Genomic DNA, 24,332 nt, shown 5'->3' with positions numbered 1-24,332 from the left:
GGCTTACGGACGGTCGCATGGAAGAATGGCCCGCACTGCCGTTGCCGACTCCCAGCCGCGAAGGCCGAGACCCCATGAGCCGATTCGACGTTCCCACGCCCGAGCAGACCGCTGCGGTGGATGCTGCCATCAAGACGCGACATTCGCTGCGCGCCTTCCTGCCCACGCCCGTACCGCGCCAGACGGTCGAGGACATCCTCGATGTCGCCCGCTGGGCACCCTCGGGTACCAACACCCAGCCCTGGCAGGTGCATGTGCTGGCAGGTGCGGCGCTGCAGCGCGTCTCGCGCCGCATCCAGGCCGCCTACCTCGACCCTGCAGAAAACGCGGCTCACCAGGAGGAGTACGCGTACTACCCCAGGGAATGGCGCAGCCCCTACATCGACCGCCGCCGCAAAGTCGGCTGGGACTTGTACGGCCTGCTGGGCATCGCCAAGACCGACAAGGCGCGCATGCAGCACCAGCATGGCCGCAACTTCATCTTCTTCGACGCGCCGGTCGGCCTGCTCTTCACGATCGACCGCGTCATGCAGCAGGGCTCGTGGCTGGACTACGGCATGTTCCTGCAGAACGTCATGATCGCGGCTCGCGCGCGCGGCCTGCACACCTGCCCGCAGGCTGCGTTCACGCAGTTCCACCGGCTCATTGCCGAGGAACTGCAGCTCGGCGACGAACAGATGCTGGTCTGTGGCATGTCGCTGGGCCATGCGGACCCGGCAGCCGTGGAGAACGGCCTCGTCACCGAGCGCGCGCCGGTGTCCGAGTTCACAAGATTTCTCGACACCTGATGGCCGGCGCTGAACTCGGCCTGAGTTGGGTCCTGCCGTTCGCCGGCCTGCTGCTGTCCATCGCGGTCATGCCGCTGGTGGCGCCGGCCTTCTGGCATCACCACTTCGGCAAGATCGCCGCGGCCTGGACCGCTGCGCTGCTGCTGCCATTCACGCTGGCCTTCGGAGCGGCCGACACCGGCCATGTGCTCGTGCATACGCTGGTGGAGGAGTACCTGCCCTTCACGATCCTGCTGTGCGCGCTGTATACGACGGCTGGCGGCATCTTCATCCGCGGCAACCTGCACGGCAGCCCCGCGTTGAATACCGGCCTGATGGCGCTGGGCGCGGCGCTGGCCAGCGTCATGGGCACGACCGGTGCCTCCATGCTGCTGATCCGCCCGCTGATCCGCGCCAACGACAACCGGCGCCACAACGCCCATGTCGTCGTTTTCTTCATCTTCATCGTCAGCAATGTCGGCGGCTCGCTGACGCCCCTGGGCGACCCGCCGCTGTTCCTTGGTTTCCTGCAGGGCGTGAGCTTCTTCTGGACGGCCCAGCACCTGTGGGCCGCGACGCTGTTCCTGCTCGCTGGTCTGCTGGCCGTGTTCTGGGTGCTGGACAGCTGGCTCTACCGCAAGGAGGGCATCACGCCGCCCGACCCCACGCCTGACGCCCCGGCGTTGGGCATCGAGGGCGTCGTCAACCTGATGCCGCTGGCCGCGGCCGTGGGGCTCGTGCTTATGAGCGGCACCTGGAAGCCCGGCATCGTCCTCGACCTGTGGGGCACGCCGCTGCCGCTGCAGGCGCTGGTGCGCGACGCCGGGCTCGTCGGCGTGACACTGATGTCGCTGTGGCTCACGCCGGCCGGCGTGCGCGAGAAGAACCAGTTCACCTGGGCACCGATGCAGGAGGTGGCCAAGCTGTTCATCGCGATCTTCTTAACGATGGTGCCGGTCATCGCGATGCTCAAGGCCGGCCCCGCCGGCGTATTCGCGCCCGTTGCGGCGGCGCTGGACTCGCCACTGGCCTACTTCTGGCTCACCGGCGGTCTGTCGTCGGTGCTGGACAACGCGCCCACCTACCTGGCCTTCTTCAACCTCGCCGGAGGCGACGCCCAGCGGCTGATGGGCGAGGGTGCCGCTGTACTGGCGGCCATCTCGGGCGGCGCCGTCTTCATGGGCGCCATGACCTACATCGGCAATGCGCCCAACTTCATGGTCAAGGCGATTGCCGAGGAGCGTGGCGTGAAGATGCCGAGCTTCGGCGGCTACCTGCTGTGGTCCGGTGCGGTGATGTTGCCGCTTCTCTTAGTGATGGCATGGATATGGATGCATTGAAAGTGCTTGTGGCGCGCCGCGCGCCCGCGGCCGTGCTTGACAAGCTCAAGGCCCGCTTCGACGTGGACTACCACGACGGTGAGGCGCCGTTGCCGCCCGAGTCGCTGCGTGAACGGCTGCAGGGCAAGGCCGGGGCCTACATTACCGGCACCGAGCGCATTACTGCCGAGCTGCTGGCCGCCTGCGCGGACCTGCGCGCTGTCTGCACGATGTCGGTCGGCTACAACCACATCGACCTGGACGCTTGCACCGCCCGCGGCGTGCTCGTCACCAACACGCCCGATGTGCTGACCGAGACGACGGCCGACCTCGGATTCGCGCTGCTGATGGCGACGGCCCGGCGCATGGGCGAGGGCGAGCGGCTGCTGCGCGAGGGCCGCTGGAAGAGCTGGGCATGGGACTTCCTCGCCGGTGCGGACGTGCACGGCACGACGCTGGGCATCCTCGGCATGGGCCGCATCGGCCAGGCGCTGGCGCGGCGGGGGCGCTTCGGCTTCGGCATGCGCATCGCGTACCACAACCGGTCGCGGCTGCCGGCCGATGTGGAGGCCGAACTCGGGGCCCACTACCTCGGCAAAGACGAATTACTCAGCCAGGCCGATCACCTCGTGCTCGTGCTGCCCTACACGCCTGAGTCGCATCACTGCATCGGCGCGGCCGAGCTGGCGCTGATGAAGCCCACGGCCACGCTCGTCAACATCGCCCGTGGCGGCATCGTCGACGAGGACGCGCTGGCCGCGGCGCTGCGCGACGGCCGCATCGCCGCCGCGGGCCTGGACGTCTTCGAGGGCGAGCCGCGCATCAACCCGGCGCTGCTCACCTTGCCCAACACCGTGCTGACGCCCCACATCGGCAGTGCCACGATGCCCACCCGCCTCGCGATGGCTCACCTGGCCGCCGACAATCTCGTCGCCGCGCTGACCGGCGCCCCGCCGCCCACGCCGCTGAACCCCCAAGTCCTTCCTGCATGAAACGCCGCCTGCTTCCCCTGATCCTGATCCTGCCCGCGCTCGCCCTGGCGCAGCGGCAAAAAGCCCCCCAGCCCGAGAACGAGGTGGCCAAGCCGGCGGCTGTCGACAAGACGCCGCGCGACCCGAACAAGTTCGCCGCGCTGTCCGTGCTGGGCGACAGCGTGCAGCTCATCAGCCTCACGCCCGCCCGGGGCGACACGGCGCAGACGGGGGAGTGGACGGCCACGCCCGCCGGCGGCCTGGACGACATCGTGCTGCGCGTCATCAACGACGCCGTCAAAGCCAGCGGCGACAAGCGAGAGGTCAAGCTGTACACGTCCTCCACCCGCAGCCTGTTCGGCGACCCGGCCAACCTGTTCGTCGACGGCAAGCTGGCGCTGCCCGGCAAGCTGGGCGAGGCGGTGCGCCAGAGCGGCGCGGCCAAGCTGCTGCTCATCACGCGCAGTCGCCAGGAGCCGGCGCTGGCCGCGGCGCTGCCGGCGCACATCACCACGGCGCTGGAAGGGCCAGGATTCGTGCTGGACCAGCGCCCCAGCGCGCAGATCGGCTTCGATGGCCAGGCAAGCCTGCCCATCTTCGCGCCCTATGTGTCGCTGCGCGTCGCGCTGGTCGACCTGGGCGACCTGCGCCTGCAGCGCGAGCAGTCGATGGCCGTGGCCAGCCGCCTGCCGGTCAGCCGCGGGGCGGCGGCCAATCCCTGGGCGGCCACGCCGGCCGAGGAACGCATCAAAGCGCTCGAAGCCCTCATCGAGGCCGAACTGCCGCGCACCGTCGCGCCGCTCGTCACGCCTTGAGTCTCGCGCGCGGCCGGGCGCCACAATGCCGGTATGACCTTGTTCGAGTTGCTGCTGGTGGGCCTGCTGGCCCTGATATTCGTCCTGTTGCTGTTGATCTGGAGGCGGCAGCCGTCGCAGGAGATGCCGGCGATGCTGTCGCCGGAGCTGTTCCAGCACACCAGCGAGCGCCTGGAACGTGAGCTGCGCGACGAGCTTGGCCGCAGCGCCGGCAGCCTGCGGCTAGAGCTGTCGCAGGGCGTGGGCCAGCTGCAGCAGGCGCTGACGCAAGGGCTGCAGGGCAGCAACCAGTCGCTGGCCGCACAGGCGCTGGCCGCGCGCGAGGCGCAGGACGCCGCCGCGCTGCGCAACGCGCAGAGCCAGGCCGAGTCCATGCAGCGGCTGGCCGATGCGATGCGCGAGCAGTTGCAGGCCATGTCGCAGCTGAACGAACAGCGCTTGGCCGAGCTGCGCCACACCGTCGAGCAGCGGCTCACGAGCATCCAGCAGGACAACGAGAGGAAGCTGGAGCAAATGCGCGCCACCGTCGATGAGAAGCTGCACGCGACGCTGGAGCAGCGCCTTGGCGAGAGCTTCAAGCAGGTGGCCGATCGGCTGGAGCAGGTCCACAAGGGCCTGGGCGAGATGCAGAACCTGGCGCGCGACGTGGGCTCGCTGAACCGCGTGCTGACCAACGTGAAGACGCGGGGCGTGTTTGGCGAGGTGCAATTGGCCGGGCTGCTGGACCAGGTCTTCACGCCCGAGCAGTACGCGGCCAACGTCGCGACGCTGCCGGGCTCGTCCGAACGCGTGGAGTTCGCAATCTCGCTGCCAGGCCAGCGTGACGATGGCAAGCCGCTGTGGCTGCCGATCGACGCCAAGTTCCCGCGCGAGGACTACGAGCGCCTGCTCGATGCCCAGGAGCGCGCCGACGCCCCGGCCGCGGAGGCCGCCGGCAAGGCCATCGAGAGCCGACTGCGGCTGGAGGCCAGGACCATCCGCGAGAAGTACATCGGCCCGCCGCACACGACCGACTTCGCCATCCTGTTCGTGCCGACCGAGGGCCTGTACGCCGAGGCGCTGCGCCGCCCCGGGCTGCTGGAGGCGCTGCAGCGCGAGCACAAGGTCATGCTGTGCGGCCCGACGACGCTGCTGGCCACGCTGACCAGCTTGCAGATGGGCTTCCGCACGCTGGCGCTGGAGAAGCGCTCGGCCGAGGTCTGGGAGGTGCTAGGCGCCGTGAAGACCGAGTTCGGCAAGTTCGGCGACGTGCTGGCCAAGGCCAAGAAGAAGCTGGAGGAAGCCGGTAACACGCTGGATGCCGCCGAGGTGCGCACGCGTGCGATGACTCGCAAGCTCAAGACGGTCGAGGCGCTGCCCGATGACGCGGCTCAGCAGCTGCTGCAGCTGGGCCTGGGCGAGGACACAGCCGAGTGAGCTCCGCCAGCGCCGGCGCCCCGAAAAAGCACCTGCGCCATGCCTTCGCGTGGCTGATCGCCACGATGATCTGTGTGCACGCCTGCATGGCCACCACGCGTGTGACGGCCAGTCTGTGGGTGCTGAACCAGGGCTACGGCGAGGCGTCGGTGGGCCTGCTGCTGAGCCTGTTCGCCGTCGCACCCATCGTGCTGTCGCTGTGGGCAGGCCGGCTTGCCGACCGTCACGGCCTGCACCGGCCGGTGGGCGTCGGCGTGACGCTTGCGTTCACCGGCGCGTTGCTGGCGCTGGCGGTGCAGCAGCTGTGGGCCATCGCCGTCGGCTGCCTGCTGTGCGGCGGCGCCGTCGCGATGGCGGGCGTGGCGATGCAGCGCGAGGCCGGCCTGATGGCCGAGGAGCCGGGCGAGCTGAAGAAGATCTTCAGCTGGATGGCGCTGGGCCCGGCGATGTCCAACGCGCTGTCGCCCATCGTCGCGGGCCTGCTGATCGACCATGCCGGCATGACGGCGGCCTTCGGCTTCGCGGCGGTGTTGCCGCTGCTGGCCTGGGCGCTTGCAACCCGCGTGCCGCGCAACCCGCCGCCGGTCTACACGCGGAGCTTCCGCCAGCCCGCGGCCTGGGACCTGTTCCGGCTACCGGCCTACCGGCGGCTGCTCATCGTCAACCTTGCGTTGTCGGCTGGCTGGGATGCACACAGCTTCGTCGTGCCTGTCGTGGGCCATGCGCGCGGGCTGTCGGCCTCCAGTATCGGCCTCGTGCTGGGCAGCTTCGCCGTCGCGGCCACGGTCGTGCGGCTGGCCATCGTGCGCTTCGCAGACGACCTCGACGAAGCGCGTGCGCTGCGTGCTGCGATGAGCGTCGCGATGCTGACCTTTGCCGCCTATGCGTGGCTGCCGGGCACGGCTGGGCTGATCTGCGGCTCGGCGCTGCTGGGCGTGGCGCTGGGCTCGGTCCAGCCGATGATCCTGGCCATGCTGCACCGTGCGACACCGCCCGAGCGCCATGGCCAGGCGTTGGGCCTGCGCATGTTGACGGTCAACAGCGCGACGGTCGCCATGCCGGCCTGCTTCGGCATGCTGGCTGCCGCCACGGCACTGGCCGCGCCGATGTGGCTGATGGCCTCGGTGTTGCTGGCCGCGCAGTGGGTGGCGCGGCGGCTGTAGGCGGTTGCCGCCGAGCGCCCGTACGATCGGCGGGCGACTGCACGGAGCCTGCCGATGACCACACCGAACGACTTCCCCGCCGAAGGCGGCTGCGACTGCCGCGCAGTGCGCTATCGCATGGAGACGCCGCCGCTGTTCGTCCACTGCTGCCACTGCCGTTGGTGCCAGCGCGAGTCGGGCGCGTCCTTTGCGCTCAACGCGATGATCGAAGCGGACCAAGTCACGTCGCTGGGCGTGGCGCCGGAGATGGTGGACACGCCATCGGACAGCGGCAGCGGCCAACGCATCGCGCGCTGCCCGACCTGCCGCGTCGCCTTGTGGAGCCACTACGCCGGGGCCGGGCCTGTGGTGGCTTTCGTCCGCGTCGGAACGCTCGACAACCCGGACCTGCTGCCGCCGGACATCCACATCTTCACCGAGTCCAAGCAGCCCTGGGTGGTGCTGCCGGCGGGTGCGCCGGCGGTGGCGACCTACTACGACCGCGGCGAGTTCTGGTCGCCCGAAAGTCTCGCGCGCCGTGAGCGCCTGCTGCCGCTGATCGAGGCCTATCGGGCGGGGCGGGCCTCCCCAAGATAGCAATTCATAACGTCGCGCCTGGGCGGCGGCTCGGTGCCCCTCGGGCATACACTCGTTGCTGCCTCCACGGTGCCACCAAGGCGCGCCGGGGCGTTCCTGACGGGATGGTGAGATGACCCAAGGCGTCAAGCGTTCGGCCACCGGCGTGGCCGGTCTGGATGAGGTACTGCATGGTGGGCTCATCGCCGGGCGGCTGTATCTCATCGACGGCGAACCCGGCGCTGGCAAGACCACGCTGGCCCTGCAGTTCCTGCTGCAAGGGCAGCGTGATGGCGAGGCTTGTCTGTACGTGACATTGGGCGAGACCGCCGGTGAGCTGCGCGCCGGCGCCGCGTCGCACGGCTGGTCGCTGGACGGCATGGAGATCGCCGAGCTCATCGTCGACGAGACCGGTCTGGACGGCGACACCGAGCTGACGATGTACCACCCCTTCGAGGTGGAACTCGCCGAAACGACCCGCCGCATCATCGAGGCCGTGGAGCGCATCAAGCCGCGCCGCATGGTGCTCGACTCGCTGTCCGAACTGCGCCTGCTGGCCCAGACCTCGCTGCGCTACCGGCGGCAGATCCTCGCGCTGAAGCAGTTCTTCGTGGGCCGTGACTGCACGGTGCTGCTGCTGGACGACCGCTCCGGCGAGGGCGTGGACACGCAGGTGCACAGCATCGCGCACGGTGTCATCGCGCTGGACCGCCGGGTGCCGCAGTATGGGCCGGCGCTGCGGCAGTTGCGTGTGGTCAAGCTCCGCGGCAGCGACTTTACCAGCGGGCAGCAGGACCTCGTCCTGCGCCGCGGCGGGCTGGAAGTGTTCCCGCGGCTGCGACCGGTGGACCATGGCTCGCCGTTCGCTCGCGACATCGTGCCCAGCGGCGTGGCCGAGCTGGACGCGATGCTCGGCGGCGGCACCCGGCGCGGCACGGCCACGCTGCTGATCGGCCCCGCCGGCACGGGCAAATCCACCATCGCCGCGCAGTACGCCTGCTCGGCGGCGGCGCGGGGCGACCGTGCAGTCATTTATACCTTCGAGGAGTCGCGCAAGCTGCTGCTGGACCGGCTGCGGGCGATTGGCCTGGCTTTGGACGACGCGTTGATGGACCGGCTGGAGGTGCGCCAGATCGACCCGGCCGAAGTGCTGCCCAGCCAGTTCACGAACCTGGTCCGCCACGCGGTGGAGGTGCAGGGCGCGCAGGTGGTCGTCATCGACAGCCTGAACGGCTACTTCAACGCCATGCCCGACGATCGCGCGCTGACGGTCCAGCTGCACGAGCTGCTCGGCTACCTGGGCAACCATGGCGTGGCGACTTTCGTGGTGGCCGCGCAGCAGGGTATGACCGGCGTGGGCGCCCGCAGCGTGGTGGACGCCAGCTACCTGGCCGACACGGTGATGCTCTTCCGCATGTACGAGCACCGGGGCGCCGTGCGCAGGGCGATGTCGGTGGCCAAGATGCGCGGCGGTCGTCACGAGAACACCATCCGCCAGCTCTGGTTCGATGGCAGCGGCGTGCACCTAGGCCCGCCGCTCGTGCATTTGCGCGGCGTGCTGGCCGGCGTTCCGGTCGAACTTGAGGACCCCGTGGCGGCCCCCGCGCCACCTGCCAATGCAGTCGTCTGAGCCGTCGTACAGCGAGCGGGTCATCGTTCTCGCACCCACCTCGCGCGACGCCGAGGTGACGCACCGGCTGCTAGGCGCCGCGGGCATCGAGGACGTCGTAGCGTCTGGATTCCGGCAGGCCGAGGCCTTGATCCGCGAAGGCGCCGGAGCGCTGATGGTGACCGACGTAACGCTGGCCGACCCAGGATTCGGAGCGCTCAAGCACGCGCTGGACACACAGCCGGCGTGGTCGAACCTGCCAGTGCTCGCGATGTGCCGCCAGGGCCTGCAGTCGCCGGCGCATGGAGGCGACCTGTTCAACCTGACGGTGCTGGACCGGCCCACCTCGGCCCGCGCGATGGTGAGTGCCGTGATGACGGCGCTGCGCGGCAGGCGCTGGCAGTACCAGATCCGCGACCAGATCGAGTCGCTGCTGCAGGCCGAACGCCCGCTGCGCCAGGCCGACCAGCGCAAGGACGAGTTCCTCGCCACGCTGGCCCACGAGCTGCGCAACCCGCTCGCGCCCATCCGCACCGGACTGCAACTGTTGGTGCGGATGCCGCCCGAGGCGGCGCGCATGAAACACGTCACCGACATGATGGAGCGGCAACTTAATCAGCTGCTGCACCTCATCGACGACCTGCTGGAGGTGTCGCGCATCTCCACCGGCAAGTTGGTGCTCCAGCGCGGACCGCTGGACCTGCGCCAGGTGGTGGACTCGGCGCTGGAGGCCTGCGCGCCACTGATCGCGCGCGGCGGTCACCAGGTGGATGTGGACATGCCCGACGAGCCGCTGGAGGTGGACGGTGACCCCACGCGGTTGTCGCAGTCGCTCAGCAACCTGATCAACAACGCCGCCAAGTACACGCCGGATGGGGGGCACATCGCCATCACGCTCGGTCGCTGCGGGCATGAGGCGGTGCTGTCGGTCGCCGACAGCGGCGTGGGGCTGCCGGCGGACATGATCACGCGGGTGTTCGACATGTTCGCCCAGGTCAACCGGTCGTTGGAGCGCGCGCAGGGCGGGCTGGGCATCGGGCTGGCGCTGGTCAAGAGCCTGGTGTCGCTGCACGGCGGCGACGTGACGGCGGCGAGCGCAGGTGCGGGGAAAGGCAGTGTCTTCACCATCCGCCTGCCGTTGCTGCAGCGCGAAGGCCGTGGCCCGACGGAGGCCGAGGCCGGGGGCGCTCCGGTCGTGGCGCCCCGCGCGCTGCGCATCCTGGTGGTGGACGACAACGAGGACGCCGCGGATGCGCTGGGCATGCTGCTGGCGCTGGGCGGGCACGAGGTGCGCATCGAGCACACCGGCGCGGCCGGCCTGTCCGCGGCCGACGACCTGCTGCCCGAGGCGGTGTTCTGCGACATCGGCATGCCGGGTATGGACGGACATGAATTCGCCACCCGGCTGCGGCAAGACCCCCGCTTCGCGGGCACGCTGCTGGTGGCCGTGACGGGTTGGGGTTCACAGGAAGACCGCCGCCGCTCGCGCGCGGCGGGGTTCGATGTACACCTCACCAAGCCAGCGGGCAGCGATGCGGTCGAGGCGCTGCTGGCGGGGCTGTAGCGTCCATCGCCGACATACCCATCGCGGCCGATGGCAGCGCCGCTGCGCACAGCGGTCAAAATCCGCCCCTCTTCACCCCAAGCGACCGGCTCAGCCGGCATCCCCGGAGACTTGAATGAGCTTTTCGCGAATCGGCCTGGCCCTCGTCTGCGTGCTGGCCGTGGGGCCGCTTCAGGCGCAAACCGCGCAAGCCACACCTCTCCGGCCTGCGGCCAAGGCCGTGGCCAGGCCGGTGGCAGCGCCCGCCGTGGCGCCGGCGCTGGTCCGTGAATTGGGTGGCATCGAGGAGTACCGGCTGCCTAACGGCCTGCAGTTGTTGCTGTTTCCCGACGACACGCAGACCACCACGACCGTCAACATCACCTACCGCGTCGGCAGCCGCCATGAGTCGCCCGGCGAGTACGGCATGGCCCACTTGCTGGAGCACCTGCTGTTCAAGGGCACGGAGCGGCAGAAGGACATCCCCGGCCAGATGGCGCAGCGCGGCGTGCGCTTCAACGGCACGACGACCGCCGACCGCACGAACTACTTCGCGAGCTTCAACGCGAATGCCGACACGCTGGCCTTCCTGCTCGACCTGGAGGCCGACCGCATGCTGCACAGCCGCGTGGCCAAGGCCGACCTCGACACCGAGATGACGGTCGTGCGCAACGAGTTCGAGCGCGGCGAGAACCAGCCGTTCGCCGTGCTCGCTCAGCGCGTCAACGCGGCGGCCTTCGCCTGGCACCCTTACGGCCACGCGACGATCGGGCCCAAGAGCGACATCGAGAACGTGCCGATCGAGAAGCTGCAGGCCTTCTACAAGCGCTACTACCGGCCCGACAACGCGACGCTGCTGATTGCCGGCGCCTTCGACAAGGCCGCCACGCTGGCGCTCATCGCGCGCCAGTTCGGTCCGCTGGCCAACCCGGCCACGCCGCTGCCCCAGCCCTACACGGTGGAGCCTGCACAGGATGGCGAGCGCTCGGTCGTCGTGCGTCGCGTAGGTGGCCAGCCCATCTTGCTGGCGGCCTACCACGTGCCGGCCGTGACCCACCCGGACACGGCGGCCCTCATCGTCTACGGCCTGCTGATGACGCTGCAGCCCAGCGGCCAGATCTACAAGCAGCTCATCGAGCCCAAGCTGGCCATCGCGGCGGGCCTGGGCGGCTCGGGCGGCGTGGAGCCGGGCATCGCCAATGCTTATGCCGTGCTGGCGCCGGATGCCGATGTGTCCCGTGTCGAGACGCTGTTGCTGGACTTGGCCGAGGGGCGCACGACGAAGCCGTTCGAAGAAGGCGAATTGGCGCGCGTGCGCGACATCGCTGTCAACAGCTACCGTCAGCAGATGAAGAACCCCGAGGCGCTGATCCAGCAGATCTCCAGCCTCATCGCGGCCGGCGACTGGCGGCTGCTGTTCCAGCTGATGGAGGACATCCCCAAGGTCACGCTTGCCGACGTGGAGCGCGTGCGCACCGCCTACTTCCGCCCGGCCAACCGCACACTGGGCCGCTACCTGCCGGCCAGCAGCGTGGAGCGCGTCGAGATCCCCGCGGCGCCGCCACTGGCGGAGCGGCTCGCCACGTTGCAGGGCCCGCCCAAGCTGGAGGCCGGCGAGCAACTGGCGCCCGTGCCGGCCGTGCTGGAGTCGCGCACCGTGCGCACGACGCTGCCGAGCGGCATCGCGCTGCACACACTGCAGAAGCAGACGCGCGGCAACACGGTGGTGCTGCAGATGCAGCTGCGCTGGGGCGAGCGCCGGGCCACCTTCGTGCGCAACGGCACCAGCTTCATCGGTTCGCTGATGAGCGAAGGCAGCGCCGGCTACACGAAGCAGCAGCTGCAGGACGCGCTCATCAAGCTGCGGGCGGGCTTCAGCGTCTCCAGCTACGACCAGGGAGCGACGATCTTCCTCACTGCCGAGCGCGACACGCTGCTGCCTGCGATGCGTGTGCTGGCAGATGTGCTGCGCCGGCCGACGCTGCCGCAGGACGCCTTTGACCGCGAAATCAAGGCCGGCATCGCGGGCATCGAGGCCTCGCGCCAGGAACCCGGCGTGCTGCGCCAGGAGGCCACGCGTGCCCACTACAACCGGGCGCGTGGCGTCCAGCTGGGCGATCCGGACTACGTGATGGGTGTGGACGAGCGCATCGCCGAGCTCAAGGCCACGACGCTGGACGACGTCAAGCACTTCTACGCCGACTACTGGAGCGCCGACGATGCGCAGGTCAGCGCGGTGGGGGCGCTGCCCGATGGGCTGGGTGCCGAGGTGGATCAGCTCTTCGGCGACTGGAAGAAGCCCGCAGCCCCGCGTTTCGTGCGCTACGTGCCGCAGCACGTGGACATTCCGCCGGCGCGCTTCGACGCGATTGCCCGCGACAAGGCCAACGCCATCGTCCGCATGCACCAGACGCTGCCGCTGAACAGCGAGGACGCCGACTACCCAGCGCTGGAGCTGGCCGTGCACATCTTCGGCGGTGGCGGGCTGGAGAGCCGCCTGTCCGAGCGTGTGCGCCAGAAGGAGGGGCTGACCTACGGCATCGGCGCCAGCCTGTCGGCAGGTTTCTGGGGCAACGACGGCAGCTTCGCGATCCAGGCCAGCTATGCGCCGGACAAGCGCAATCGCGTCGTCGCCGTCGTGCAGGAGGAGGTGGCCCGGATGGCCCGGGACGGCGTGACGGCCGCCGAGCTGGCGCGCGCGAAGGAGGACATCCTCGAAGGCCGCAAGCAGTCGCGTGCAGATCTGGGCGCCCTGGCCGGCGGCCTGCTCACCCTCGCCGAGCGGGGCAGGACCTGGGCCTCCGCGCAGCGCCATGACGACCAGCTCGCCGCCGTGACCGTGGAGCAGGCCAACGAGGCCTGGCGCCGCCACATCCAGGCGGCGCATTTCGTCATCTCGACCGCTGGCGACTTCAAGCCTTGAACATCTGGCCCTGCCCCGGCACCGTGGCATAGAGTCGTTATCCCGCGCCCCAAGGAGACCCCATGAAAATCGAGCCCTACCTGTTCTTCGACGGCCGTTGCGATGAGGCCATTGAGTTCTACCAGCAGGCGCTGGGCGCCCGGGTGGAGTTCCTCATGCGCTACGCCGAAAGCCCCGAACCGCTGCCGCCCGGCACGCTGCCGCCGGGCGCGGAAGACAAGGTCATGCATGCGTCGCTGCACATCGGCGGCGCGCTGGTCATGGTCTCTGACGGTATGTGCAGCGGTGCGCCGGCGTTCAACGGCTTCTCGCTGTCGCTGGACTGCCCGGACGAGGACGCCGCCCGCGAGGCCTTCGCTGCGCTGGCCGATGGCGGTCGCGTGACGATGCCGCTGGCCCGCACCTTCTGGGCGCCGCTGTTCGGCATGGTGAACGACCGCTTCGGCGTAGGCTGGATGGTCGGCGTGTCCGCGGACGCGAAGTGACCGGCACCCCGAGCCTGCCCGCCCACCTGAAGGCCGACTGCTCCGCCTGCGCGGCGCTGTGCTGCGTCGTACCGCCGTTCGACGCGGTGCAGGGCTTCGGCTTCGACAAGCCGGCTGAGACGCCCTGCGGCCACCTGTGCGCCGACTTCCGCTGCGGCATCCATGGCGTGCTGATCGAACGCGGCTTTCCCGGCTGCGTCGCGTTCGACTGTCTAGGCGCCGGGCAGCGGCTCACGGCGCTGGCCGTGGCCCGCTTCGGCAGTGCCGATTGGCGCGCGCGGCCCGACGTGGCGCGCTGGCTGTTCGCGGCCTACCCGCGCATGCGGACCGTGCAGGAATGGCTGGCGCGGCTGAGCCTTGCCGCGACGCTGACCGGCCGCGACGAGCTGGCCCGGCTGGCCGAGGCGCTCGCGTCGCACGCCGAGGCCTGGCCCGACTGGACGGCGGCCGAGCTGGCGGCGTGGCAGGCCCGTGTGCAGGCGGCGCTGGCGCCGCTGGCCGAGAATCGTGGCTCCGCTCACTGATGCATTCCATGGAATCCGCGAAATCCCCCCAGATGGTGGCCCTGGCCGACGAGCTGCAAGGCGGTGGCTGGCGCCGCCCGCGCCGGGGCATTCGCGCCCTGGCCATCGGCAGCGGCCTAGTGGCCGCTGGCGTCGTCTTCGTGATGTTCAACAAGTTCGGCGTCATCAAGGGCGGCACGCCCAAGCCTGAGCCGCAGCTGATCGGCACGATCGACCTGCGGCTGGGCAACCCGGTGGCGGTGGCCGAGCGCGGCGAGGCGAAGGCGCGGCTGGACATCGAGGCCGGCCTCGCGCAACTGCTCGTCTACGGCCCGGTGCCGGCGAAGGCCGATGCGGCACGCGCCGCGCGGCTGAAGCAGCGCTACGGGCTCGTGATCGTGCACAAGGGCCAGACGCCCACGCCGCTGCTGCAGGCCTACGCCGACGGCTACAACCGCGTGATGCATGCAGAACTCGAACGCCGCCATGGCCGCGAGGTGGCCGACCGGCTGCTGCGCGAGCAGGGCGTGGAGCTCGCCGCTCAGGAAAAGAAGGACGCCCCATGAAGCTCATCGGCATGCTGGATTCACCGTTCGTGCGCCGCGTCGCGATCTCGATGCGGCTGCTCGGGTTGCCGTTCGAGCATGCGGCGATCTCCGTGTTCCGCGGCTTCGACGCGTTCCAGCAGATCAACCCGGTCGTCAAGGCGCCCACGCTGGTCTGCGACGACGGCCGGGTGCTGATGGACTCGACGCTGATGCTCATCTACGCCGAGGCGCTCGCCGGCCGCAGCCTGATGCCGCCTGCGCCCGCGGCGCTCACGCGTGAACTGCGGCTGATCGGTCTGGCGCTCGCAGCCTGCGAGAAAACGGCGCAGATCGTCTACGAGCGCGGTCTGCGCCCGGCCGAGAAGCGCCATGCGCCTTGGGTGGATCGCGTCACGGGTCAGCTCACGGCGGCCTATGGCGAGCTGGATGCCGAGCTGGCCGCGCAGCCGCTCGACACGACCGAGGCGGGGTTGCGCCAGTCGGGCATCACGGTGGGCGTGGCGTGGACGTTCACGCAGTTCATGCTGCCCGAGGTGGTGCCAGCGGCGGACTTCGCGCGGCTCGTCGCGCATGCGTCTGCGGTGGAGGCCCTGCCGGTGTTCCGCGCCATTCCCTGCGACGACACGGCACAGCTCGCCTGATGTCGCGCCGACCTGCGCCGCAGACCGTCTACGTGTTCCAGGGCGGTGGTGCGCTGGGCGCCTACCAGGCCGGGTTCGTCGAGGCGCTGGAATCCGCCGAGCTGCCGCCCGACTGGCTGGTCGGCACCTCCATCGGCGCCATCAACGCCGCGCTGATCGCCGGCAATGCGCCCGGCGACCGCGTCAAGGCGCTGCGCAGCTTCTGGGACCGCGTGACGCAACCGGGCCTGTCCTTCCACCTGCCGGCCAGTCCGTTCACGGCGGCGTGGCAGACCTGGCAGACGCTGACGACTGGCATCCCGGGCTTCTTCCGGCCGCGCGGCCCGCTGGCCTGGGACATGAACCGCCGCGCGCCGCTGACGGAGCTGGGCTTCTACGACACTTCGCCGCTGGCCGCCACGCTGCGCGAGCTGGTGGATTTCGACCGCATCGCCGCCGGCGAGACACGGCTGACGCTGTGCGCCGTCAACGTGCGTTCGGGCGCGCTGGCGCTGTTCGACAACCGCGACGGAGAGACCCTCATCGGCCCGGAGCACGTGATGGCCAGTGGTGCGTTGCCGCCGGGTTTCGCGCCGGTGGTGGTGAAACACCGTGGCCAGGTCGAGCACTTCTGGGACGGCGGTATTTACTCCAACACGCCGCTGGACGTGATGCTCGACGATGCCGAGCGCCGCGACACGCTGTGCTTCATGGTTGACCTGTGGGACGCCAGCGAGGCCGCGCCACACACGATGTCCCAGACGCTGACCCGCTACAAGGACATCCAGTACGCCAGCCGCATCCTGGAGCACCTGGGCGATCACGAGCACATGCAGAACCTGCGTCGCGCGTTGCGCCTGCTTGGCAAGAAGCTCGATGCCGGCACGGCGGCCGATCCGGCCGTCAAGGCGTTGCTGGCACTGGGCTGCGAGTCGCGCATCGACGTGGTCCACCTGATCATGCAGGCGCTGCCCGGCGAGGACTCGTGGCGCGACATCGACTTCAGCGACACACGCCTGCGCGCGCGCTGGGCTGCCGGGTTGAAGGACGGCCGCCACGTGCTGGCCCGGGCGCCCTGGCGCGAACCCTGGCGCGACCGCCAGGGCATGCGCGTGCATTCGGTGGAGGATGGCCGCTGATGCGCGAGGGCGCATGGGCGCCGCCTCGCGCCGTATGACGGTGCGCCTCATGGCTGAGCCGCGGCTGCGTGCCGATCTCGTCGCCGGGCTGTGCGTGGCCGGTCTGCTATTGCCGGAGGCCGTGGCCTATGCGGGCCTCGCGCGCCTGCCGGTGGCGCATGGCCTCATCGCCTGCCTCGTCGGCCTGGCGATATATGCGCTGCTGGGCCGCAGCCGCGACGCCATCGTGTCGCCGACGTCGTCCAGCGCCAGCGTGGCGGCAGCCGCGGCGGCGGGGCTCACCGGCATGGCGCATGTCGAGGCACTGATGGCGTTGACGCTGGCGGCCGGAGTCGTGCTGCTGGTGCTGGCCGTCGCGCGCCAGGGGCAGCTGTCAGCGTTCGTCTCGCGGCCGGTGCTGCGCGGCTTTGCCTTCGCACTGGCGCTGACCATCGTCATCAAGCAACTGCCTGACGTGCTGGGCTTACGCCCGCCGCCCGGCCTGGGCGTGCTGCATCTGCTCGCCTGGGTGGCCGGGCAGGGGCGACAGTGGCACGGCCTGAGTCTCGCGGTGGCGGTGGCCAGTGCCGGCTTCATCGCGCTGCTCAGGCGCTGGCCGGTGCTGCCGGCATCGCTGATCGCGCTGGTGGCATCCGTCGCCGTGACCTGGGGCTTCGATCTCGGCGCCCAAGGTGTCGCAGTCGTCGGTGCAGTGGAGGCGCCACGCCTGTCGTTTCAGGTGCCGAAACTGGACAGTGACGACTGGCTGCGCGTGGCTGAACTGGCGGTGGGCCTGGTGGTGCTGCTGTTCGCCGAGTCCTGGGGCGGCATGCGCTCGCTGGCGCTGCGGCGCGGTGATGTGCTCGATGCGGACCGGGAACTGCTGGCGCTGGGCGTCGCGAACCTGGCCAGTGGCCTGCTGCAGGGCATGCCCGTCGGCGCCGGCTTCTCGGCCAGCGCGGCCAACCACGGCGCCGGCGCGCAGAGCCGGCGGGCGGGCGTCGTGGCCTGCATCGTCGTTGCGGGGGCCATGGCTTTTGCGTTGCCAGCGCTGCAATGGCTGCCGCGGCCGGTGCTGGCGGTCGCCGTCGTCGCGGCGCTGTGGCATGCGTTGTCGCCGCAGCCGCTGCTCGCCACCTGGCACCTCGGGCGCGACCGCGTGCTGGTGGTCGGCGCCGTCGTGGCGGTGCTGGCGTTGGGCGTGCTACACGGCATGCTGGCGTCCATCGCGCTGTCCATCGTTGAGGCGCTGCGGCGCTTCAGCCAGCCGGTGCTGCATGAACTGGCCGCGCTGCCGGGCACGCGCAATTTCGTCAACCGGCCGGAGCACCCGGAGGCCCAGCCCGTGCCCGGCGCGCTGATCCTGCGGCCGCAGGAGCCGCTGTTCTTTGCTAGCGCCGAGCGTGTGATGGCCGAGGCGGCCCGGCGGCTGACCGCCAGCGGCGCGGCGACGCTCGTGCTGAGCTTGGAGGAGAGCAGCGACCTGGACAGCACCGCTTTCGAGTGCCTGCTGGAGCTGGACCTGCGGCTCTCTTCGCGCGGCCAGCGGCTGCTGCTGGCCCGCGTCAAGGAGCCGGTGCGGGGACTGCTGCGGGTCAACGCGCCGTACGGGCTTGGCCGCGAGGAGCGGCAGTTCTGGAGCGTGGCGGACGCCGTGGCCGAGCTGGCGGTCGACCGATCGCGTTGACGGGTTTGTGGGGCGAGCACGGGCCGCCCCAAGCTGGCCCGCATTGGGCGATGCCTGCAGGTCGGCCCGGCAAGCATCGAAGTCCCCTTGGGGACTGTCCAAGGTTCTCCCCTGGACGTGCGGCTGCGTTCGCTCAGGCCATGCCCTGGTGCCGCAGCAGCGCGTCGATGGTCGGCTCTCGGCCGCGGAAGGCCTTGAAGTTGTCGATGGCGTCGCGGGCGCCACCTTGCTCCAGCACCTCGGTCAGGAAGCGCTTGCCGGTCGCCGCGTTGAACACGCCTTCTTCCTCGAAGGCGCTCCAGGCGTCGGCGCTCAGCAGCTCGGCCCACTTGTAGCTGTAGTAACCGGCCGCGTAGCCGCCCGCGAAGATGTGCGAGAAGCTGTGCTGGAAGCGGTTGAAGCTCGGCGGGATCAGCACGGCGACCTCGGCGCGCACGTCGTCCAGTACCTTCTGCACATCGGCTTCCGCGCCCGGCTCGGCATGCAGCCGCATGTCGAACAGCGCGAACTCGATCTGGCGCAGCGTCATCAGCCCGCTCTGGAAGTTCTTGGCCGCGATCATCTTGTCGAACAGCTCTCGTGGCAGGGGCTCGCCGCTGTCGACGTGGCCGCTGAGCTGCTGCAGCACGTCCCATTCCCAGCAGAAGTTCTCCATGAACTGGCTGGGCAGCTCGACGGCGTCCCATTCGACGCCGGAGATGCCGGACACGCCCAGGTCGTTGACCTGCGTCAGCATGTGGTGCAGGCCGTGGCCGAACTCGTGGAAGAGGGTGATGACGTCGTCGTGCGTCAGCAGCGCGGGCTTGTCGCCAACGGGCGACGCGAAGTTGCAGGTCAGCAGCGCGACGGGCGTCTGCTGCTCGCCGCCGGGCTTGAGCCAGCGGCTGCGCACTTCGTCCATCCACGCGCCGGGGCGCTTGGCCGGGCGGGCGTAGAGGTCAAGGTAGAACTGCGCGACGAGCCGGCCGTTGCGCTTGAGCTCGTAGAACTTGACGGTCTCGTGCCAGACCGAAGCCCGTGCCTCGGTGATGGATACGTCGAACAGCCGCTCGATGATGGAGAACAGACCGGGCACGACCTTGGTGGCCGTGAAGTACTGCTTCACGGTCTGGTCGCTGAAGGCGTAGCGGGCTTCCTTGAGCTTCTCACTCCAGTAGGAGACGTCCCAGCTTTCCAGTGGTTGACCCTTTGCGAACTCGCGCAGCTCGGCCAGGTCCTTCTCGGCAAAGGGGCGGGCGCGCTTGGCCAGGTCGCTGAGGAAGGTCGTCACCTCGGCCGGCGAGGAGGCCATCTTGGGCGCGAGCGACACCTCGGCAAAGCTGGCGTAGCCCAGCAGCTTGGCCTCTTCCTGACGGAGCGCGACGATCTCGCGCATCGCCGCGGTGTTGTCCCACTCGGGCTTGCCCTGCTCGCTGGCGCGCGTCACGTAGGCGCGGTAGAGCTTCTCGCGCAGCGCGCGGTTCTCGGCGTACTGCATGACGGGCAGGTAGACCGGGAAGTGCAGCGTGAGCTTGTGGCCACCGTCGTCGAGCTTCGTCGCGTCGAGCACATCCTGCGGTACGCCGGCCAGCTCGTCGGCGCTGGCGACGTAGCTCCAGCCGTCAGTCGCGTCCAGAACGTGCTCGCTGAACTGCTGCTGCAGCTCGGCGCTGCGCTCCTGGATGGCCGCATAGCGCTCGCGGGCCTCGCCCTGCAGCTCGGCGCCGGACAGCACGAAGTCGCGGATGGCGTGCTTGAGCAACTGCTGGCGGGCGGGGTTCAGCGACGAGCCCTGGGCCGCCATGACGGCCTTGTACTTGGCGAATAGCGCCTCATTGGCGCCCATGGCCGTGCTGAACTCGGTGACGGCCGGCAGCATCGCGTTGTAGGCCTCGCGCAGCGCCGGCGTGTCGGCCACGGCGTTCAGGTGGCCCACGGCGTGCCAGGCCGTTCCCATGCGTTCGGTGGTGGTGTCGAGGATGCGCGAGAGCGTGTCGTAGTCGGCAGGCGTCTCGGGCTTGACGGCTTCGTCCAGCGCGGACTGCGCGGCGGCCAGCAGTTCGGTGATGGCCGGCTGTACATGCTCGGGGCGAATGGCCGCGAAGTCAGGCAGCGCGGCGGTGGAGAGCAGGGGGTTGGTCATATCAATTCGACTTGAGGCTGCGTTCAGCGGATTCAAGCGTATTGACGAGCAGCATGGCAATGGTCATCGGGCCAACCCCACCCGGCACCGGGGTGATCCAGCCCGCAACCTGTCGGACGCCGTCGAAATCCACGTCGCCGCACAGCTTGCCCTCGTCGTTGCGGTTCATGCCCACATCGATGACGACGGCGCCGGGCTTGACCATGTCGGCCGTCAGCACGTCGCGCTTGCCCACGGCGGCGACGATGACGTCGGCCTGGCGCGTCATCGCGCCGAGATCGGCCGTGCCACTATGGCAGACGGTGACGGTGGCGTTGGCGGCCAGCAGCATCAGCGCCATCGGCTTGCCGACGATGTTGCTGCGGCCGATGACGACGGCATGTTTGCCCTTCAGATTGCCCATGCCGATGCTCTCCAGCATCTTCATGCAGCCGTAGGGCGTGCAGGCCTTGAAGCCTGGCTCGCCGACGACCAGTGCGCCGGCGCTGGCGATGTGGAAGCCATCGACGTCCTTGGCGGGCGAGATGGCCTCGATCACCTTGTGGTCGTCGATGTGCTTGGGCAGCGGCAGCTGCACCAGGATGCCGTGGATCATCGGGTCGTTGTTCAGTGCATCGACGCGCGCGAGCAGCTCGGCCTCGGTCATCGTCGCTTCGTACTTCTCGAGCACCGAGCGGATGCCAGCTTCTTCGCAGGCCTTGACCTTGTTGCGCACATAGACCTGGCTGGCGGGGTTGTCGCCGACGAGGATGACGGCGAGGCCGGGCTGGCGGCCTTGTGCGGTCAGCGCGGCGGCGCGGGCGGCGACATCGGCGCGGGTGGCCTTGGCGAGGGCGAGGCCGTCGATCAGTTGTGCGGTCATTGGAAACTCCTAAAAGCAAAGAGGCCGCATGCAGCGGCCTCTGTGAGCGGTTGGGTGGATCAGGCCTTTGCCGTCGCGCCGAGGGCGATCTTGAGCAGGTCGGCCACCGTGTTGGCGTTGAGCTTCTCCATGATGTTGGCGCGGTGCGCCTCCACCGTCTTGATGCTGATGCCGAGGTCATCGGCGATCTGCTTGTTCAGGCGGCCGGCGACGATGCGCTCCAGCACCTGGGCCTCGCGCGTCGTCAGGCGGGCCAGCAGCGCGTCGCGGCTGGCGGCTTCCTGGTGGCTGGAGAACGCGTCGCGGGCCTGGTCCAGCATGCGCTCGACGAGGGCCAGCAGCTCTTCTTCCTTAAAGGGCTTCTCGATGAAGTCCATCGCGCCCTTCTTCATCGTCTGCACGGCCATCGGCACGTCGCCGTGGCCGGTGATGAAGACGATGGGCAGCGGGCTCTTGCGCTCGATCAGGCGATCCTGCAGTTCCAGACCCGTCATGCCTTCCATGCGGATGTCGGCGATAAGGCAGGCGACCTCGCGCGGGTCGTAGCGGGTCAGGAACGATTCGGCGGAATCAAAGCATTTGACCCGGTAGTCCTTGCCTTCGAGCAGCCATTGCAGGGAGTCTCGGACCGCTTCATCGTCGTCAACGACGTAGACGTTGCCCTTCTTCGGGATCAAGCTCATGGTGTGGTGGATTCGGTTCGCTGAGCGCTGCCCGCGGGTTCTGCGCGCAGGTGTTCGGACGTGATGGTGACCGGGATCGTGAACGCGAAGCGGCACCCCACGACGAGAGCTCCATTGTAAAGGTTCTCCGCTTTTATCCGGCCCTGATGCGACTCGACGATGGACCGGCATAACCCTAATCCGATGCCCAGGCCATCGGCCTTCGTCGAGAAGAAGGCCTCGTACATGCGGGCCAGCACCTCGTCCGGCAGGCCCGGCCCCATGTCGGTCACCGAGAACTCGATGAGGCCGCCCTGGTCGGCACTGTGCTTGGGCACGACGCGCAACTCGATGTGGCGGCGCGACGTGGGCAGCGAAGCGTTGTCGATGGCTTCGGCGGCGTTCTTCAGCAGGTTCATCAGCACCTGCTCGATGAGGATCGGGTCCACCATAAGTTGCGGCAACCGCTGGGCCACATAGGTGTGGATGGCCACGTTGCGGCGGCGCAGCTCGATGCCGGCCAGCTCGACCGCGTCCTCCACGATGTCGGCCGCGTGCGCTGGCTGGCGCTGTGGCTCGCTGCGCTTCACGAAGTTTCGGATGCGGTGAATGATCTGGCCCGCCCGCTCGGCCTGCTTGGCCGTCTTCTGCAGCGCTGCCAGCAGCGCGTCCTTGTCAATGCTGTCGTTGCGGACGCGGCTGACCATGCCGTTGCAGTAGTTGGTGATGGCCGTCAGCGGCTGGTTCAGCTCGTGGGCGACGCTGGAGGCCATCTCGCCCATCGTCATCAGCCGGCTCGTCACCTGCGCCTTCTCGGCCTGCTGCGCGGCCTGGGCCTCGGCGTGGCGGCGCATCGTGATGTCGGTGGCGATCAGCATCTGCGCCAGGCGGCCGTCGGTCCACTGCAGGTAGCGGGCGCGCACGTCGAACCACATGGCCAGCGACTCGACATACACCTCGCGGGGATCGGCGCCGATGTCGGTCAGCGCTTCCGCGGGCAGGCCGGAGTAGTCGTCCACTTCCTCATCGGCGCCATCGTCCAGGCCGCCGTGCCGGCTGGTGGTGCCGCTGAGCTGGCCGCCGGCCAGCAGCGCATGGCCGGCCGGGTCTGCACCGAACCACAGCCGGTAGCTGCGGTTGGCAAACAGCAGCTCCGGCGGTTGCACGGACAGCACCGACACGGCAGCGTCCAGCCCCTCCAGCACGGTCGTGAAGCGCTCGTGCGAGGCCGACAGCTGGTCACGCACACGCTTGGCCTCGGTGATGTTGGTCATCGAGGTCATCCAGCCGGTCTGCTTGCCCTTGGTGTCCACCAGCGGCGACACGTAGACGCGCGCGTCGAACTGGCTGCCATCCTTGCGCTGAATCTTGCACTCCACGCCACCCGACGGGCTGCGGCCGTGCAATTCCTGCTGCAACAGCCGTGCGTTCTCTTCGCCCCGGTCGGTGGGCCAGAAGGGGTAGGGCGGCGTGCGGCCGACGAGGTCCGCTTCCGAGAAGCCGGTCATCGCGCAGAACGCCGGGTTCACGTAGCTGATGCGCGTGTCCATGTCCATAGCGCGCATGCCGGTCAGCATGGAGTTCTCCATCGCCCGGCGGAAGTTGGTCTCCAGCGTCAGCGCGTTCTGGATCTGCGTGCGGCGGCGCATGTGGCGCCAGGTGCCCAGCAGCATCCAAACCGTCATGCCGGCCAGCGCCAGCACCAGCCAGAACAGCGCGTTGTTGATGAGACCGATGGATGTGCGCCAGCCCTGGCCACGCAGCACGAGGCCGTTGAGAGCCGGCGCCAGCGGCACGTCGTGCAGCAGCGACGCCCGCCGCAGGCCCTGGCCCGGCATGGGCGTGACGGTGCTGCTGACGATCTGGTCGCGCGAGTCCAGCACGGCGATGCTGTGCCGCGTGGCCACCTCGCTGGGCACGTAATAGCGCAGCAGCGCCTCAACCGTGTACTCGGCGATCAGCACGCCGGCGAATCCGCCGCGGTCGATCAGCGGGATGTGGACCTGGAAGACGGTGTTGCCATTGGCGTCGGCGAACGGCGGCGAGTAGACCGGCTGGCGGCGCTCCTTGGCGGCCTCGAAGGCGATTTCCGGCGCATTGGACTGGTTGGGGCGCGGCATCGACGGGTCATCGCTGTCGGCCGACATCAGCCCGTCGGCCTGGAAGCCGGCGGCTCCCACGCTGCTGCGCCGCTCGCGGCGGGCGCTGAGCCAGGTGACGTGCGTCAGCTCGGGCCGCTCTCGGGCAAAGGCCTGGGCCTGAGCGGAGAACTCGTGCGCATCGATCTGCCGCGTGACGACCTCGCGCGCGATGCGCACGAGCTGTTCCTGGTTCTCGATGAGGCGCAGCCGGATCTGCTGCTGGGCGATTTCGGTGTCGCGCTTGACGGATTCGGTCTCGCGCTCGATCTCCTCGTTGCGCAGGTACCAGAACGCCGAAATGATGGCCGCCAGGAACAGCAGCACCGAGACCAGCGGGCCCAGCGTGGCGAGGCGGTCCTGGCGGGATGGAGACTGGCGGAACCACCATCCGGTGATGAGCCGGCGCATTGGCATCAGCAGTCGCTGGCCGCGGCTGCGGGCCTCGGGGGCAGGGAAATCGGCGGGCATCGGCGGATTATCCGGGGCGTGTTCAGTGGGTGAAT

General features: G+C 69.4%; 20 protein-coding genes. 16 read left to right on the top strand and 4 right to left on the bottom strand.

Annotated elements, in window-relative coordinates; genetic code table 11:
- Positions 1 to 74 precede the first annotated feature (74 nt).
- The 16 genes from LXT13_RS08790 (at position 75) to LXT13_RS08715 (ending at position 18,042) form a co-directional block, all read left to right on the top strand.
- Positions 75 to 788 carry a nitroreductase gene (locus tag LXT13_RS08790; protein WP_233371509.1) on the top strand — a complete coding sequence of 238 codons (714 nt, stop codon included), beginning with the start codon at positions 75 to 77 and terminating at the stop codon, positions 786 to 788.
- On the top strand, positions 788 to 2,107 hold the full coding sequence (locus tag LXT13_RS08785) for a sodium:proton antiporter (RefSeq protein WP_233371507.1): 1,320 nt from the start codon (positions 788 to 790) through the stop codon (positions 2,105 to 2,107). The genes LXT13_RS08790 and LXT13_RS08785 overlap by 1 nt, the downstream gene beginning before the upstream one ends.
- A complete protein-coding gene (locus LXT13_RS08780; RefSeq protein WP_233371506.1) occupies positions 2,095 to 3,078 on the top strand; it encodes a 2-hydroxyacid dehydrogenase in 984 nt (327 codons plus the stop codon). The genes LXT13_RS08785 and LXT13_RS08780 overlap by 13 nt, the downstream gene beginning before the upstream one ends.
- Positions 3,075 to 3,872 (top strand): hypothetical protein, encoded by a 798-nt coding sequence (locus tag LXT13_RS08775; protein WP_233371504.1) that lies wholly within the window; start codon positions 3,075 to 3,077, stop codon positions 3,870 to 3,872. The genes LXT13_RS08780 and LXT13_RS08775 overlap by 4 nt, the downstream gene beginning before the upstream one ends.
- 33 nt (positions 3,873 to 3,905) lie before the next feature.
- Positions 3,906 to 5,288 carry a DNA recombination protein RmuC gene (locus LXT13_RS08770; protein ID WP_233371502.1) on the top strand — a complete coding sequence of 461 codons (1,383 nt, stop codon included), beginning with the start codon at positions 3,906 to 3,908 and terminating at the stop codon, positions 5,286 to 5,288.
- Positions 5,285 to 6,451, top strand: coding sequence for an MFS transporter (locus LXT13_RS08765; protein ID WP_233371500.1), 1,167 nt, complete (start codon positions 5,285 to 5,287; stop codon positions 6,449 to 6,451). The genes LXT13_RS08770 and LXT13_RS08765 overlap by 4 nt, the downstream gene beginning before the upstream one ends.
- A gap of 54 nt (positions 6,452 to 6,505) precedes the next feature.
- Complete coding sequence (locus LXT13_RS08760) at positions 6,506 to 7,027, top strand: GFA family protein (RefSeq protein WP_233371499.1); 522 nt, start codon at positions 6,506 to 6,508, stop codon at positions 7,025 to 7,027.
- Between the two features lie 112 nt (positions 7,028 to 7,139).
- Entirely contained in the window at positions 7,140 to 8,636 is a 1,497-nt protein-coding gene (locus LXT13_RS08755) for an ATPase domain-containing protein (protein ID WP_233371497.1), read from the top strand.
- Positions 8,623 to 10,179, top strand: a complete 1,557-nt coding sequence (locus LXT13_RS08750) for a hybrid sensor histidine kinase/response regulator (RefSeq protein ID WP_233371495.1) — start codon at positions 8,623 to 8,625, stop codon at positions 10,177 to 10,179. The genes LXT13_RS08755 and LXT13_RS08750 overlap by 14 nt, the downstream gene beginning before the upstream one ends.
- Positions 10,180 to 10,294: 115 nt before the next feature.
- Positions 10,295 to 13,081, top strand: coding sequence for a M16 family metallopeptidase (locus LXT13_RS08745; protein ID WP_233371493.1), 2,787 nt, complete (start codon positions 10,295 to 10,297; stop codon positions 13,079 to 13,081).
- Positions 13,082 to 13,143: 62 nt separating this feature from the next.
- Positions 13,144 to 13,566 (top strand): VOC family protein, encoded by a 423-nt coding sequence (locus LXT13_RS08740; protein ID WP_233371491.1) that lies wholly within the window; start codon positions 13,144 to 13,146, stop codon positions 13,564 to 13,566.
- Positions 13,563 to 14,090, top strand: a complete 528-nt coding sequence (locus tag LXT13_RS08735) for a hypothetical protein (protein WP_233371489.1) — start codon at positions 13,563 to 13,565, stop codon at positions 14,088 to 14,090. The genes LXT13_RS08740 and LXT13_RS08735 overlap by 4 nt, the downstream gene beginning before the upstream one ends.
- A gap of 8 nt (positions 14,091 to 14,098) precedes the next feature.
- Positions 14,099 to 14,635 (top strand): hypothetical protein, encoded by a 537-nt coding sequence (locus LXT13_RS08730; RefSeq protein WP_233371488.1) that lies wholly within the window; start codon positions 14,099 to 14,101, stop codon positions 14,633 to 14,635.
- Positions 14,632 to 15,258, top strand: a complete 627-nt coding sequence (locus tag LXT13_RS08725; protein WP_233371486.1) for a glutathione S-transferase — start codon at positions 14,632 to 14,634, stop codon at positions 15,256 to 15,258. The genes LXT13_RS08730 and LXT13_RS08725 overlap by 4 nt, the downstream gene beginning before the upstream one ends.
- Complete coding sequence (locus tag LXT13_RS08720) at positions 15,258 to 16,376, top strand: patatin-like phospholipase family protein (protein ID WP_233371483.1); 1,119 nt, start codon at positions 15,258 to 15,260, stop codon at positions 16,374 to 16,376. The genes LXT13_RS08725 and LXT13_RS08720 overlap by 1 nt, the downstream gene beginning before the upstream one ends.
- 34 nt (positions 16,377 to 16,410) lie before the next feature.
- Positions 16,411 to 18,042 carry a SulP family inorganic anion transporter gene (locus LXT13_RS08715; RefSeq protein ID WP_233371481.1) on the top strand — a complete coding sequence of 544 codons (1,632 nt, stop codon included), beginning with the start codon at positions 16,411 to 16,413 and terminating at the stop codon, positions 18,040 to 18,042.
- 133 nt (positions 18,043 to 18,175) lie between these two features.
- Here LXT13_RS08715 and LXT13_RS08710 read toward each other — a convergent pair whose 3' ends face one another.
- The 4 genes from LXT13_RS08710 to LXT13_RS08695 are packed head-to-tail and all read right to left on the bottom strand — an operon-like array spanning position 18,176 to position 24,297.
- Positions 18,176 to 20,164, bottom strand: coding sequence for a M3 family metallopeptidase (locus tag LXT13_RS08710; protein WP_233371479.1), 1,989 nt, complete (start codon positions 20,162 to 20,164; stop codon positions 18,176 to 18,178).
- A 1-nt stretch (position 20,165) separates the two neighbouring features.
- Positions 20,166 to 21,026, bottom strand: coding sequence for a bifunctional methylenetetrahydrofolate dehydrogenase/methenyltetrahydrofolate cyclohydrolase FolD (gene folD, locus LXT13_RS08705; RefSeq protein ID WP_233371478.1), 861 nt, complete (start codon positions 21,024 to 21,026; stop codon positions 20,166 to 20,168).
- 59 nt (positions 21,027 to 21,085) lie between these two features.
- Positions 21,086 to 21,709, bottom strand: a complete 624-nt coding sequence (locus LXT13_RS08700; RefSeq protein ID WP_233371477.1) for a response regulator transcription factor — start codon at positions 21,707 to 21,709, stop codon at positions 21,086 to 21,088.
- Entirely contained in the window at positions 21,706 to 24,297 is a 2,592-nt protein-coding gene (locus LXT13_RS08695; protein ID WP_233371476.1) for a PAS domain S-box protein, read from the bottom strand. Before LXT13_RS08695 ends, LXT13_RS08700 begins: the two co-directional genes overlap by 4 nt.
- Positions 24,298 to 24,332: the final 35 nt, after the last annotated feature.

The organism is Pelomonas cellulosilytica (assembly GCF_021353265.1).
Lineage (GTDB): Bacteria > Pseudomonadota > Gammaproteobacteria > Burkholderiales > Burkholderiaceae_C > Pelomonas > Pelomonas cellulosilytica.
Note: the sequence above shows the minus strand (reverse complement) of the source record. Positions and strands in the feature narration are given on the sequence as shown.

What these genes read in the sequence shown, in the direction of transcription:
- LXT13_RS08775 (WP_233371504.1), top strand. Translation starts at nt 3,075, where the DNA reads ATGAAACGCCGCCTGCTTCCCCTGATCCTGATCCTGCCCGCGCTCGCC.
- LXT13_RS08760 (WP_233371499.1), top strand. Translation starts at nt 6,506, where the DNA reads ATGACCACACCGAACGACTTCCCCGCCGAAGGCGGCTGCGACTGCCGC.
- LXT13_RS08700 (WP_233371477.1), bottom strand. Translation starts at nt 21,709, where the DNA reads ATGAGCTTGATCCCGAAGAAGGGCAACGTCTACGTCGTTGACGACGAT.
- LXT13_RS08715 (WP_233371481.1), top strand. Translation starts at nt 16,411, where the DNA reads ATGACGGTGCGCCTCATGGCTGAGCCGCGGCTGCGTGCCGATCTCGTC.
- LXT13_RS08720 (WP_233371483.1), top strand. Translation starts at nt 15,258, where the DNA reads ATGTCGCGCCGACCTGCGCCGCAGACCGTCTACGTGTTCCAGGGCGGT.
- LXT13_RS08755 (WP_233371497.1), top strand. Translation starts at nt 7,140, where the DNA reads ATGACCCAAGGCGTCAAGCGTTCGGCCACCGGCGTGGCCGGTCTGGAT.
- LXT13_RS08725 (WP_233371486.1), top strand. Translation starts at nt 14,632, where the DNA reads ATGAAGCTCATCGGCATGCTGGATTCACCGTTCGTGCGCCGCGTCGCG.
- LXT13_RS08710 (WP_233371479.1), bottom strand. Translation starts at nt 20,164, where the DNA reads ATGACCAACCCCCTGCTCTCCACCGCCGCGCTGCCTGACTTCGCGGCC.
- LXT13_RS08780 (WP_233371506.1), top strand. Translation starts at nt 2,095, where the DNA reads ATGGATGCATTGAAAGTGCTTGTGGCGCGCCGCGCGCCCGCGGCCGTG.
- LXT13_RS08730 (WP_233371488.1), top strand. Translation starts at nt 14,099, where the DNA reads ATGGAATCCGCGAAATCCCCCCAGATGGTGGCCCTGGCCGACGAGCTG.
- LXT13_RS08770 (WP_233371502.1), top strand. Translation starts at nt 3,906, where the DNA reads ATGACCTTGTTCGAGTTGCTGCTGGTGGGCCTGCTGGCCCTGATATTC.
- LXT13_RS08695 (WP_233371476.1), bottom strand. Translation starts at nt 24,297, where the DNA reads ATGCCCGCCGATTTCCCTGCCCCCGAGGCCCGCAGCCGCGGCCAGCGA.
- LXT13_RS08750 (WP_233371495.1), top strand. Translation starts at nt 8,623, where the DNA reads ATGCAGTCGTCTGAGCCGTCGTACAGCGAGCGGGTCATCGTTCTCGCA.
- LXT13_RS08790 (WP_233371509.1), top strand. Translation starts at nt 75, where the DNA reads ATGAGCCGATTCGACGTTCCCACGCCCGAGCAGACCGCTGCGGTGGAT.
- LXT13_RS08740 (WP_233371491.1), top strand. Translation starts at nt 13,144, where the DNA reads ATGAAAATCGAGCCCTACCTGTTCTTCGACGGCCGTTGCGATGAGGCC.
- LXT13_RS08745 (WP_233371493.1), top strand. Translation starts at nt 10,295, where the DNA reads ATGAGCTTTTCGCGAATCGGCCTGGCCCTCGTCTGCGTGCTGGCCGTG.
- LXT13_RS08785 (WP_233371507.1), top strand. Translation starts at nt 788, where the DNA reads ATGGCCGGCGCTGAACTCGGCCTGAGTTGGGTCCTGCCGTTCGCCGGC.
- folD (WP_233371478.1), bottom strand. Translation starts at nt 21,026, where the DNA reads ATGACCGCACAACTGATCGACGGCCTCGCCCTCGCCAAGGCCACCCGC.